This is a genomic window from Martinezella lusitana, from assembly GCF_014207095.1.
GTDB classification, from domain to species: Bacteria; Pseudomonadota; Alphaproteobacteria; order Rhizobiales; family Rhizobiaceae; genus Rhizobium; species Rhizobium lusitanum_B.
On the sequence record NZ_JACHBG010000012.1, the window covers coordinates 32399 to 44264 of the forward strand.

11 protein-coding genes are annotated in these 11866 nt (G+C 59.5%); 9 read left to right on the forward strand and 2 right to left on the reverse strand.

All coding sequences use genetic code 11. The features are described 5' to 3' along the window. Positions 1-237: 237 nt before the first annotated feature. From GGD46_RS21735 to GGD46_RS21770, 8 genes are all read left to right on the forward strand, one after another. The gene (locus GGD46_RS21735; protein WP_184707780.1) at positions 238-633 is read left to right on the forward strand and encodes a RidA family protein; all 396 of its coding nucleotides are present in this window, start codon (positions 238-240) and stop codon (positions 631-633) included. 561 nt (positions 634-1194) lie between these two features. Next, positions 1195-2763 carry an ABC transporter substrate-binding protein gene (locus tag GGD46_RS21740; protein WP_246806443.1) on the forward strand — a complete coding sequence of 523 codons (1569 nt, stop codon included), beginning with the start codon at positions 1195-1197 and terminating at the stop codon, positions 2761-2763. 22 nt (positions 2764-2785) lie between these two features. Continuing rightward, entirely contained in the window at positions 2786-3769 is a 984-nt protein-coding gene (locus tag GGD46_RS21745; RefSeq protein WP_184707782.1) for an ABC transporter permease, read from the forward strand. Beyond that, positions 3766-4668 (forward strand): ABC transporter permease, encoded by a 903-nt coding sequence (locus tag GGD46_RS21750; RefSeq protein ID WP_184707784.1) that lies wholly within the window; start codon positions 3766-3768, stop codon positions 4666-4668. Before GGD46_RS21745 ends, GGD46_RS21750 begins: the two co-directional genes overlap by 4 nt. After that, the gene (locus GGD46_RS21755; RefSeq protein WP_184707786.1) at positions 4665-5480 is read left to right on the forward strand and encodes an ABC transporter ATP-binding protein; all 816 of its coding nucleotides are present in this window, start codon (positions 4665-4667) and stop codon (positions 5478-5480) included. The genes GGD46_RS21750 and GGD46_RS21755 overlap by 4 nt, the downstream gene beginning before the upstream one ends. Then, entirely contained in the window at positions 5477-6403 is a 927-nt protein-coding gene (locus GGD46_RS21760; protein ID WP_184707788.1) for an ABC transporter ATP-binding protein, read from the forward strand. The genes GGD46_RS21755 and GGD46_RS21760 overlap by 4 nt, the downstream gene beginning before the upstream one ends. Positions 6404-6415: 12 nt before the next feature. After that, positions 6416-6886 carry a GNAT family N-acetyltransferase gene (locus GGD46_RS21765; protein WP_184707790.1) on the forward strand — a complete coding sequence of 157 codons (471 nt, stop codon included), beginning with the start codon at positions 6416-6418 and terminating at the stop codon, positions 6884-6886. A 28-nt stretch (positions 6887-6914) separates the two neighbouring features. Beyond that, on the forward strand, positions 6915-8936 hold the full coding sequence (locus GGD46_RS21770) for a beta-N-acetylhexosaminidase (RefSeq protein WP_184707792.1): 2022 nt from the start codon (positions 6915-6917) through the stop codon (positions 8934-8936). An 86-nt stretch (positions 8937-9022) separates the two neighbouring features. On the opposite strand, the gene GGD46_RS21775 is transcribed toward GGD46_RS21770, so the two are convergent. After that, complete coding sequence (locus GGD46_RS21775) at positions 9023-10249, reverse strand: ROK family transcriptional regulator (RefSeq protein ID WP_184707794.1); 1227 nt, start codon at positions 10247-10249, stop codon at positions 9023-9025. Positions 10250-10541: 292 nt separating this feature from the next. Here GGD46_RS21775 and GGD46_RS21780 point away from each other — a divergent pair, with 292 nt between their 5' ends. Then, positions 10542-10790 carry a hypothetical protein gene (locus tag GGD46_RS21780; protein WP_184707796.1) on the forward strand — a complete coding sequence of 83 codons (249 nt, stop codon included), beginning with the start codon at positions 10542-10544 and terminating at the stop codon, positions 10788-10790. 210 nt (positions 10791-11000) lie between these two features. Here the strand turns inward: GGD46_RS21780 and GGD46_RS21785 are convergent, their stop codons facing one another. After that, positions 11001-11483, reverse strand: coding sequence for a hypothetical protein (locus GGD46_RS21785; protein ID WP_246806438.1), 483 nt, complete (start codon positions 11481-11483; stop codon positions 11001-11003). Positions 11484-11866 lie beyond the last annotated feature (383 nt).

Here is an 11866-nt window from a genome sequence, read left to right on the forward strand (position 1 = left end):
TGCTTTGAAAATATTGCGATCTCGGATGTTGTGTCGAGTGTTGGCGCCATCCGGGATCCGCAGTCTTTCACCTTTCTCATGAGGAATGCCGAGATGGAGAGCTCGGCGCGGAACGGCGAAACGTCTGGCGTGACCGTGTTATGGCGGATAGGAAGGGCGCGGAAGAGTCGCGCCTCGTTGACATCATTTCGAGATGCCGGCTGCTGATTTCGACAACAGAGAAAGGTCGAGTAGAGCATGAGCAAGAACAAGCTGATCCGTTTTGATGTCGCCGACAGCCAGGCGGGCGGCCAACGCCGTCCCTTCGCCAAGGCCGTGCGCGCCGGCGATTTCGTCTACGTCTCGGGTCAGGTCCCGACCGTCAACGGCGAGGTCATCGTCGGCAATATCGTCGCACAGACCGAGCAGGTCATCGCCAATATCAAGGAAGTGCTTGCACTGGCCGATTGCACTCTCGAGCATGTCGTGAAGGTCAATGCCTGGCTTGACGATGCCCGTGATTTCTCGAGCTTCAATGCGGTTTTCCAGAAGCACTTCATCGATCATCCGCCGGCGCGTTCCACCGTTCAGTCGCCGATGATGGTGGATGTGAAGGTCGAGATGGACGTTATCGCTTACAAGCCGCTCGACTGAAATCGACGTTTCCAGACGTATCCAAGTCCCTTCTCCAAGTTTCCGCAACGATAGCGGAATGACCTTGTGACGACCCGATTGCCCATGCGCAATCAATTGGACCCGGCATCGCTGTCATTAATTGCGATGCCGGGAGTTCTGACCGGCATTCTCTTTCGAGCGCCCTATCTCGGCTTCCCGCTCGTAAGGGTCTTTGACACAAACAAGCATTTATCAACGCGTCTCAGGTCGTCCGATTCTCCACGATCCCACGCCGGACGCTCGCCATTTCCCTTGTGATTTTGATTTCCGGTAGTCGCCATATCGGCGGTTGCGAAGGTCTGCGCGCGCTCGCGTCATCGCCTGTTGATTTCCAATCAGCGGATTGACGACGGCTCAAACTGACGATTAAATCAATTTGATTGACTACTAGAGGTCAACGAGAGGGAGCTAAAAATGGGACTGAAGACAAGCAGATTGCATAACCTCTTCCAGCAGACGTCGTGGCTGGCAACGGCAGCGCTCGGCGTGTCGCTGGCTTTCGGCGCAAGCGTCGCTTCGGCGGCCGAATCCGTGCTGACGATGCACATCGAAGAGCAGACCAGCTGGGTCAGTAATTTCAATCCCTTCGATCTGGCCGGTCGTCGCCAGAGCACGATGGATTTCATTTACGAGCCGCTGGTCATCTTCAACGCCAATGACGGTGGCAAGCCCGTCTGGCGCCTGGCCACGAGTTACAAATTCTCCGACGATCTCTTGTCTGTCACCTACGATCTGCGCCCCGGTGTGAAGTGGTCGGATGGTCAGCCGCTGACCTCGGCCGACGTGAAATACACGATCGACCTGATGCTGAAGAACCCCGCCGTCGATACGGTTGGAGTCGGTCAGACCGTCGCGTCGGTCGAAGCGCCGTCACCGACCCAGGTGACGATCAAGCTCAAAGCTGTCAATTCCGAGTTTCCGCAGTCGCTCGCCGATCTGGCCGTCGTTCCCATGCATATCTGGAAGGACGTCGCCGATCCGGTCGCCTTCAAGAACGAAAAGCCCATCGGCTCCGGTCCGATGACCGAGGTCCGTCGCTTCACGCCGCAGGTCTACGAACAGTGCCGCAATCCGAACTATTGGGATGCTGCATCGCTGCATGTGGATTGCGTGCGCCTGCCGCAGATTTCCGGCAACGACCAGATGCTGGCTCTTTTGCCGGAAGGCACTGTCGACTGGATCGGCTCATTCCTGCCGCAAATCGACAAGACCTTCGTTGGGCTAGATCCCCAGCACAACGGTTACTGGCAGCCGCCGGCTGAAACCGTTGCCTTCGAGATGAATTTCAAGTCCACCAATGCCGGCAATCTCGAGGCTTTCAAGGATCTCAATTTCCGTCACGCCTTCAGCCTGGCTATGGATCGCAAGTCGATGGTCGATATTGCCGGCTTCGGCTACCCGGTCGTCAACCTGCATGCCAGCGGCCTGCCGCCGCGCTTCGACAGCTGGCGCAACAAAGCCGCCGAAGGCGACAAGGATGCCTTCATGGGCTTCGATACTGCCAAGGCGAACAAAATTCTCGATGACGCGGGCTATAAGAAGGGTGCCGACGGCTTCCGCACGACGCCAAGCGGCAAACCGATCACCTTCCCGGTCATCGTGCCGAACGGCTGGACGGACTGGATCGATGCCGTGCAGATTGCTGTCGAAGGCCTGCGTGCTGCCGGCATCAACGCCTCTGTCGCCACGCCGGAATATGAACAGTGGCGCAAGCAGCTGCTCGATGGCAGCTTCGATGTCGTCATGAACTCGCGTGCCGATACCGCCACGCCGTTCCAGGGCTACTATCAGAGCCTGTCCACAGACTATGCCGGCAAGCTTACCGTTGCAGCCCCGCGCTATTCGAACCCGAAGCTCGATGCGCTCTTCGACCAGTATCGCAAGTCGTCCGCCGACAGCGATCACAAGAAGATCTTCAACGATATTCAGGTGCTGATCGCCGACGACTTCCCGGTCGTGCCGGTCTTCAACGGGCCGACCTGGTATCAGTATTCCAGTAAGCGGTTCACGGGCTGGGTTACCGACAAGGATCCGGTCATGAATCCGGAAAACCACGACAACAATCGCATGCGTCTGATGCATCTGCTGCGTCTCAAGCCGGTCCAATAAGACCCAAGCCAAGGAAGCAGACATGCGTATTTCAAGCCGGCGCTTAGGCGTCTACGCGGTGGCGCTGGCCTTCGCGATCGTCGTGAACTTCATTCTTCCCCGGCTTATGCCGGGGAGTCCCGTCGATGCCATGGTGGCCCAGCTTGGGCCACGGGCAACGCCCGCCGCCGTCGAGGCAATCAAGGCGCGCTTCGGCGAGATCGATCAGCCGATCATGATGCAGTTCCTCGATTATCTCAAAGGCCTCGCGACCCTCGATCTCGGCGTTTCGGTCAAATACTATCCGCAGACCGTGGTTCAGGTGTTGAGCCGTGCTACGCTGTGGACCATCTTCCTGGTCGTGACGGCGATTGTCTTTTCGCTATGCGTCGGCGTCGTGCTCGGCGCGATCTCGGCCTGGCGGCGCGGCGGACGATTCGACACGGTCGTGTCGCCTCTGTCGGTCATCATGTTCTCGATCCCGCCCGTGATCATCGCCCTGACAATCCTCTTCGTCTTTGCGGTGTCACTGCGCTGGTTCCCGGTGGGATATGCCTATGATCCCAATCTTGACCCGGGCTTCAACTTCACCTTCTTCAGCAGCGTCTTCATGCATGCCATATTGCCGGTGCTAACGCTTTCACCGTTCCTCATCGGCGAATTCCAGACGACCATGCGCTCGTCGATGATCGTCATACTGGGTGAGGACTATGTGACCATGGGACGGGCGAAGGGCCTCAGCAATCGGGCCGTCATGTTCAGCTACGGCGCCCGCAATGCGCTTTTGCCCGTGTTGACCAATCTGGCGCTGATGCTTGGCGCCGTCTTCGGCGGCTCCATCGTTACCGAGATCGTCTTCAACTATCCGGGCCTCGGGCTGACGCTTTTCACCGCCAGCGTGGCGCGAGACTATCCGGTCATTCAGGGGCAGTTGCTCTTGATGACTATGGCGACCCTTGCCGCAAATTTTCTGGTCGACATCATCTACGGCCTTGTTGATCCGAGACTGAGGGAGGGCGTACGATGAGCTTTGCGCTTCGCTCCATTTTCAGCCAGAAGAAGGCTCTCATCGGCTTCATCATCGTTGCCGCCTTGTGCCTGATGGCGATTTTCGCGCCAATCATCGCGCCGGGCGAACCGGGTGCTCGCGTCGGACGCTCGCATCAGCCTCCGTCGGTCGAACATGTCTTCGGAACCACCAAGATGGGCCGTGATGTCTATCGGCAGTTCGTCTGGGGTGCGAGAAGTTCGCTTTCGGTAGGCTTTGCGACCGGCATCGCCATTACCGTCATCGGCACCGCTATCGGCCTCATCGCCGGCTATGCCGGCGGCAGGACAGATGCGGTACTCGATCTCGCCACCAATGCGGTGCTGGTCATACCGAACATGCCGCTGCTCATCCTCCTGGCCTCATTCGCAGGCACGGTAGGACCGATCATCATCATGACCATCATCGCGCTGACCTCGTGGCCGTGGGGCGCGCGCATGACCCGATCGCAAACCATGGCTCTGCGCAATCGCGACTTCGTCACGGCTGCGAAGATGATCGGCGAACCGGCATGGCGCATCATTTTCGTCGAAATCCTGCCGAACCTGACGCCGTTGATCGGCATCAATCTGGTCGGCAGCATCATCTACGCGATCGTGGCGCAGACAACGCTTGAATATCTCGGCTTCGGCGATCCGCTGAAGGTGACCTGGGGCACGATGCTCTACAATGCGCAGAACGCTTCGGCGATCATGGTCGGCGCCTGGTGGGACATTGCAGTGCCCGCCGCCGGTATCGCGCTTACCGGCCTTGGCCTCGCGCTCATCAACTTCACCTTCGATGAAATCGCCAATCCGCAATTGCGCTCCGGACCAGCATTGACCCGCTGGTTCCGCATGACACGCACCCGCAACCGCATGATGAGGTCAGGCCAATGAGCGACAATTTGTTGGAAATTGAAAACCTCAACATCGACTATCTGGTCGACAAGGGTGATTTCCGCGCGGTGAAAGACGTCTCGTTCAACATCGGTCGCGGTGAGATTTTCGGACTTGCCGGCGAGTCCGGTTGCGGCAAGAGCACGATTGCCTTCGCGATCACGCGGCTTTCCAAGCCGCCGGCATGGATCAGTGGCGGGAGCATCCGACTGGATGGCCAGGATCTGCTCAAGATGCCGGAGACCGAGTTGCAGAAGATCCGCTGGAAGCGGGTCGGCATGGTGTTTCAGAGCGCCATGAACTCGCTCAATCCGTTGATGCGGGTGGAGGCGCAGTTTCATGATGTACTGAACCGCCATACCGGATGCTCCCGTCAGGAATCCCGTGTCCGTGCCGAGGACATGTTCAAGCTGGTGGGCATTCCCGCCCATCGCGTCAGCGACTATCCGCATCAGTTTTCCGGTGGCATGCGCCAGCGCATCGTTATCGCCATCTGCCTGGCGCTGCGCCCTGAACTCATCATCATGGACGAACCGACGACGGCGCTCGACGTCGTCGTGCAGCGGGAGATCCTCGAGCAAGTGCTCGATCTTCAGCAGACCTACGGTTTCTCCGTGCTGTTCATCACCCATGATTTGCACCTGATGGCGCAGCTTTGCCATCGCATCGGCGTGATGCTGAAGGGTGAGCTGGTCGAAGTTGGCGATGTCGCGCAGGTCAGCCAGGCGCCCAGGCACGACTATACCCGCAAGCTCTGGAACGCCATTCCGCAGCTTCCAGCCAGCGCTCACGCTCCCGGAGTTTTCGCATGAAACCGCACATACAGGCTGTGACTGCCGAACCCGTTATCCGGCTCGAGGATGTTCAACGCCATTTCGGCGCGGTTCATGCGCTGAAGAGTGTTTCCTTCTCGTTATTCGCGGGAAAGGCGCTTGCTCTCGTCGGCGAGTCGGGTTGCGGCAAGACCACATGCGCTCGCATCATCGCTCGTCTCGACAAGCCGACTGCCGGCAAGATTCTGTTCCGTGGCCACGATCGCAGCGCGCAAGGGTCGAGCAAGGAAGAGCGGATGTACCGCAAGGACGTCCAGATGGTTTTCCAGGATCCCTTCTCGTCGCTCAACCCCGCCTTCGCCATCAACCATCACCTTGCGCGGCCGCTGCAACTTCATGGCGGCGACAAACCGAAAGCCGAGCGGGATGACGATGTAAACCGGCTGCTCGTCAGCGTCGGCCTCGATCCGGCGGTAACGCGGCAGAAGTTCCCGCACGAACTGTCGGGCGGTCAGCGCCAGCGCGTCAACATTGCCCGTGCCTTGGCGGTTGCGCCGAGCGTGCTGGTAGCGGATGAGCCGACCTCGATGCTTGACGTTTCGATCCGCAAGGACATCCTTGATCTCCTGGCGCGTGTGAAACGCGAGAACGATCTCGCCATGCTTTATATCACGCATGATATTGCCACGGCCGCCCATGTCGCCGAGGAGATCGTCGTGATGTTTGCCGGCCAGATGGTGGAATGGGGCAATACGGAAATGGTGCTGTCCGCGCCAAAGCATCCCTACACGCAACTCCTGCTGTCAGCGGTTCCGCATGGAGGCCGCAGGTTCGTGACCGGCGGCAGCGCCCGCTTTCTCGAGCAGGCAGAGAAGATCCGCGCGCTCACCCGCCCGGTCTCCACCAAGGTCGAGCAAATCGGCACCAATCATTTCATGCGTGCGCTCGTCGCATCGAATTAGAAGGATTTCACCTTGGATTATCTGGTCAATCTATCGACGCTGCCGGCTGACACGCAGTCGCCCGAGCGGATGGCGCAGGGCGGCATTACAATCCGTCGAGCCCTGCCGCCGGAACTGCGGCTGATCACCGGCTGGGTGGCAGAACATTTCAGCCAGGGATGGGCAAGCGAGACGACCGTTGCGATGACACGCCAACCGCCGACCTGCTTCATCGCCACGCGCAATCGTGAGTTGGTCGGCTTTGCCTGCCACGAGGCGACCGCACGCGGCTTTTTCGGCCCGACAGGGGTCGCCGAAGAGGTGCGGGGCCTCGGCATCGGCCGCGCGCTGCTGTTCGCCTGCCTCGCTGACATGAAGACGATGGGCTACGGCTACGCAATCATCGGCGATGTCGGCCCCTCCGAATTCTATGAGAAGACGGTCGGCGCAACGCAGATCCCCAATTCCGCGCCCGGCATCTACGCCTGCATGCTCAAGCTTTGAACAATCCCTTCAGGAAGAGAGAATACTCATGTCCATACCGCGATCCTTGGCTCTGCGGCTTGAAACCACATGGAACCCGCCGACCGACGAGAAGGAATTTTCCTACGTATTGCGGCTGAAGAATCTTTCGTCGGAGCCGCTTTCCGGCTTCGCGCTCTGTGTCAGCGGCCCGGGTCGTGTCGACCCGGCCGGCATCGTCGAAGGCGCAACGATCTCCAAGCGTCTTTCCAACTTCACCGAGTTCCAGCCGGCGGAAGGCTTCGTACTGGCGGGTGGCGAAACGTGGACCATCACGGTTCGCGCCTTGAGCTGGCAGTTTCGTCACTGGAACGATGGCGCCAACAGCGCCTATCTCGCATTCGCCGATGGCACCACGGTTTCACTTGGCACCGAGCCGACGCGCACATCATCCAGCAATGCGCCGTTGAAGCGTGGCGCGGAAGTCTATCCGGTGCCGTCAAATCCGCCGGTGCCGCTAGCGATCATTCCGTGGCCGAACCACGTAGCGGTATCCTCCCGACGTCCACTGCCGGCAGGCTTCGCCTTGAAGGCCGCGGCGCCGGATGCGCAAGCTGCCGCTAAAAGCTTTACGGCCCTTGTCGAGCACCTCTTTTCGGCCGAAGGAATGATCCGTTCCGAGGCGGAAGGTGCCGTGCCGGTGGAATTGCGCCATGTCGAAGGTCTGGGCGCCGAGGCCTATAGGCTCGCCTTTTCCCCAGAGACGATAACGGTCGAAGCGAACGCGCAGACCGGCTTCGTCTATGGTCTCGTTACCATCGGTCAGATCTGGCGCGGTGCGCGTCTGCATCCGCAGGCATTCCATTTCCCGGCAGGCGGCGAGATCATCGACGAGCCGGCGATGAGCTGGCGCGGCCTGCACCTCGACGTCGCGCGGCAATTCTACGGTTCCGCTGAAATCAAGAAGCTGATGGCGGTGCTTGCCTGGAACAAGCTCAATCGCTTCCATTGGCATCTGTCGGATGATGAAGCATGGCGCGTCGAGATCGATGCCTATCCGGCGCTGACTGAAATTGGTGCGTGGCGTGGGCATGGCCTGCCGATGCCGCCGCTTCTCGGCTCCAGCCCGGCTCGCACCGGCGGTTACTACACCAAGGCGGTCGTGCGCGATATCGTCGGCTATGCCAAGGGTCTTGGCATCGAGGTTTTGCCGGAGATCGACATGCCGGGCCATTGTTACGCGATGCTCCAGGCAATTCCCGAGCTTCGAGATCCTGACGAGGCAGGCAGCTACTACTCGGTCCAGGGCTTTCCGGACAACTGCATCAATCCGGCCCGCGAGAAGACCTATGAGGTCATCGAGACGATCCTGTCCGAACTCATCGAGCTTTTCCCGTTCAAGACCATCCATATCGGCGCCGACGAAGTGCCGCTCGGTGCGTGGTCCGGTTCCCCGGAAGCGCTTGCGCGCCTGCGCGAACTCGCCGGCGACGACGTGGCGGACGCACATGCCAAGCGTCTGAACGTGATCACCAATACGCATGGCGCAGACGATATCGATGGTTCCGGCACCGCGGTTCTTCAGGCTGAGTTCCTGGAGCAGATCCAGGCATTTCTCGCTTCGAAAGGCTGCATAACGGGTGGCTGGGAAGAGGCTGCGCATGGCGACAGGATCGACAAGGACAAGAGCTATCTCTGCAGCTGGCGTAGCGTTGAAGTCGCCGCCGAGCTGGCTGGCCGCGGATATGAGATGGTGGTCTGCCCGGGCCAGGTCTACTATCTCGACATGGCGATGCGCCCGGATTGGGACGAGCCAGGCGCAAGCTGGGCTGGCCACTCGGATCCGGAGAAACTCTACACCTTCGATCCCATCGCTGGTTGGACAGACGCCCAGAAGGAAAAGCTTCGTGGCATTCAGGCCTGCATCTGGTCGGAGTCGATGACCGATCGCGCCATCTTCGACCGCCTTGTCTTCCCGCGCCTATCCGCACTTGCGGAAACCGGCTGGACGAAGCCATCGGCAAAATCCTGGGAGCGGTTCAAGGCGCTCGCCGGCACGATGCCGCTGCTTTACGGTCTGCATCAATTTTGACCGCTTGATGCGTGACCCTCAGGCGCGGTACATTTGCCGCGCCTGATTGCGTTCAATCGCTTGGCAGGGTTGAACGTCTCGACCGTCTATCCTGCTTGCTGAGTGGCACGATGGATGATCGGCTTCTGCAGGACATCGAATTGCGGATTTGTTTCCGAAAAGATCGGCAGGGCGGCGGCGCCGAGAATGGCAGTGTCCTTGCCCGTTGCTCCGACCATCAGACGAGGGATCTTGCGCTCTTCTAGCGGGTTCACGGGAATATGGAGCGGTTCTACGCGGGCCGCTAGCCGGGTTAACAGCGATGTTGGCGCACTGCCGCCGAGCACGATCGTCTGCGGATCGAAGGCAAGCTCGAGAAAATCGATCGTCTGCCGCAACGGCTGAGCCGCCTGTTCGAGCCAGGTCTCCAGTCCGTGGCTGTTGGCCGCGACCATCGCGTCGAGATCGTCGGGCGAAAGCTCCTGAGCGTCTTCGATGCCGAGATACTCGTAGGCGACAGATGGCGACACGTAGCGATCGAGACAGCCCCGCTTGCCACAGCTGCATTGCCTTCCATGCGGTTCGACGATGATGTGCCCGATTTCGCCGGCATTGGCGCGGCTGCCCTTATAGAGATGGCCATCGAGGAACATGCCGGCACCGATACCACCATCGCCTGCCAGAAACAGGTAGACGAAACTTCCGAGGCCGCGAGCGACACCATAGAGACGCTCCCCGATCGCTGCCGCGGTCGCATCGTTCTCGACCAGCACAGGCAGATTGATCTGCCGTTCCAGTTCGCTGGCGACGGGAAAGTCCTGCCATCCCGGCAGATTGAGCGGGCTGAGCGATGTGACACCGCCATCCGCATAGCGCCCCGGTAAGGCGATGCCGGCGCCGAGCAGGCGATCCCGATCGAAGGAAAAGGCCTTTTGCAGATCCTCGACGATGCCAGCCAGAATCGGTATCGCCTCTGTCGGGCCTGGCCTGTCGACATGGCGCTCTGTGCGGGCGCGGACAGTTCCGGACAAATCCGTCAGCACGCCGGCCGCGCGCTGGCGCCCGAGTTCCAGGCCGATGGAATACGCGCCGTCCGGATTGATGGTATAAGGAATGATTGGCTGGCCGCGTGCGATCTTTTGTGCCTCCATCGGGATCAGCAGATGCGAGCGTGCCAACTCTTCGACGATATTGGATACCGTCTGCGTGGTCAGCGCCGTCATGCGCGCAATTGCAGCGCGCGACAGTGGTCCATGGGTGCGGATGGCCTCGATCACGACACGCCGATTGTGCGATTTGGCCTGTTCGAGATTCGTGCCTGAAATTGTCTTCATGAGGTGAGTGGAAGTTTCTGAAACAGCGTTCGGTTCGTGTTGTTATTTGCCACGGAGGCCGGCACGTGACGGGGAGGGCGCGGCGCTTTGCCATAGCGTGCCCCTATGTGGTTACTTTCCATTCTTTTGTCTATCGATTCAAGACGCTACAGCTCGATGAGCCAAAGGTAGAGCCTGTTTAAAAGCAATTTTTCGATGTCTTCGATGATTGAGGACGTCTTTACTATGACAGGCGTTCGGTTAGACTCCGGTTACCTCGGCATTTTGCAGAGGTTTGCCCCGGAGGACTTTGATGATCAAACTGCTCGGACTTGCGATTTTTTCTACTTGCCTTGCCACTGGAGCAATGGCCGCTGATGCTACCTGCAAGGCTCAGGCTGCCGATAAAAAGCTGGCGGGGGCAGCCTTGACCAGCTTCAGCAACAAATGCGCGAAGGATGCGGCGACCTCTTGCGACGCCCAGGCGGCAGCAAAGAAGCTTGCCGGCGCCGCCAAGACGAGCTTCGTCAAGAAGTGCACGTCTGACGCCGTTGGCGGCTGATTGCCGACGCGACTGTTGAGTGGAGCTCCCCGGCTTCTCTGGTCGCCTGGGATCTGATGAACCATTGCTGTTAGAGCGCTGTGATGTGCATTGTCGCGTCACAGCATTTTCGTTTCCGCAGGGTGGTATCTCCCGGCCTTTCAAAGCGCCGTTGCGCTCCGCGCGATGGCTAATTTGATCGTGTGCCGGGTTGCTGCCTGCGATCTCGCGTCACTGCCGGCGATAGATGCCTTGCATGGTAACGCCGTTGGCAAACTGGCATGCTCCCGACTGTGAGACGCGCCAGGTCTGGGCGTTCAGGCGATCAAAGCCGATGGAGCAATTGTCTGCGGAGAGCTTACCATGCCCGTCCTTCAAGGGAATAACGCCGCTGACATTGTCCGCATTGACGTCGCCCGCATCGGCCCCGCCCGGCCCGACAAAAGTCGAAGCGACGGAGACTGCCGCGAGGCCATCGATCGGACCGAATATGGAAAGATCGCCTTCATTGCCGTCAGTATTTTCGGTGGTGAGGTTGGTGGAAACGCGGCGCCCGCCCTTGGTGGTCATAAGGAAGCCGATCTGATCGTCATATGCCTGCCGGACACAGGCGGCATCCGTGCATGATTGCAGTGATTTCAACCAGCGTTGTTGCTGTTGCTTGATCTTGCCTGCATCCACTTCCTTCACTGCGGCGGCATAGAGACTGCTCATCATCGCGTCTCGTGTCCGAAGGGTCTGATCTGCGCAAATCATATGGTCGCTTGTCGAGGCGGCTTTCGCACAGTCAATACCGGCCGCCATCGCCGGCAACGCGAACAAACTGCTGATGAGTGTTGCCAGGGCGAGTTTTGGGATCATCATTGGGGCCTCCGTTTCCAATCATCCCAGCTAACTATATCTGAAGTTGCCATCGTAAAGGGCGAGCGCAGCTGCCACTTGGAATCATGCTCCTGATTGTCGGGCGACGTTCCCGAATAGAGGGCCGCAGACTGTCAGCGTCTTGGCCGGCGAAGAGGTCTGTTGTAGGTCACCGGGCAGGGCGAACATAGGGCTCTTGAACTTGCGCCGGCGGCTTCTCATTTGAATATCAATTG

What these genes read in the sequence shown, in the direction of transcription:
- GGD46_RS21735 (WP_184707780.1), top strand. Translation starts at nt 238, where the DNA reads ATGAGCAAGAACAAGCTGATCCGTTTTGATGTCGCCGACAGCCAGGCG.
- GGD46_RS21740 (WP_246806443.1), top strand. Translation starts at nt 1,195, where the DNA reads ATGCACATCGAAGAGCAGACCAGCTGGGTCAGTAATTTCAATCCCTTC.
- GGD46_RS21745 (WP_184707782.1), top strand. Translation starts at nt 2,786, where the DNA reads ATGCGTATTTCAAGCCGGCGCTTAGGCGTCTACGCGGTGGCGCTGGCC.
- GGD46_RS21750 (WP_184707784.1), top strand. Translation starts at nt 3,766, where the DNA reads ATGAGCTTTGCGCTTCGCTCCATTTTCAGCCAGAAGAAGGCTCTCATC.
- GGD46_RS21755 (WP_184707786.1), top strand. Translation starts at nt 4,665, where the DNA reads ATGAGCGACAATTTGTTGGAAATTGAAAACCTCAACATCGACTATCTG.
- GGD46_RS21760 (WP_184707788.1), top strand. Translation starts at nt 5,477, where the DNA reads ATGAAACCGCACATACAGGCTGTGACTGCCGAACCCGTTATCCGGCTC.
- GGD46_RS21770 (WP_184707792.1), top strand. Translation starts at nt 6,915, where the DNA reads ATGTCCATACCGCGATCCTTGGCTCTGCGGCTTGAAACCACATGGAAC.
- GGD46_RS21775 (WP_184707794.1), bottom strand. Translation starts at nt 10,249, where the DNA reads ATGAAGACAATTTCAGGCACGAATCTCGAACAGGCCAAATCGCACAAT.
- GGD46_RS21780 (WP_184707796.1), top strand. Translation starts at nt 10,542, where the DNA reads ATGATCAAACTGCTCGGACTTGCGATTTTTTCTACTTGCCTTGCCACT.
- GGD46_RS21785 (WP_246806438.1), bottom strand. Translation starts at nt 11,483, where the DNA reads ATGAGCAGTCTCTATGCCGCCGCAGTGAAGGAAGTGGATGCAGGCAAG.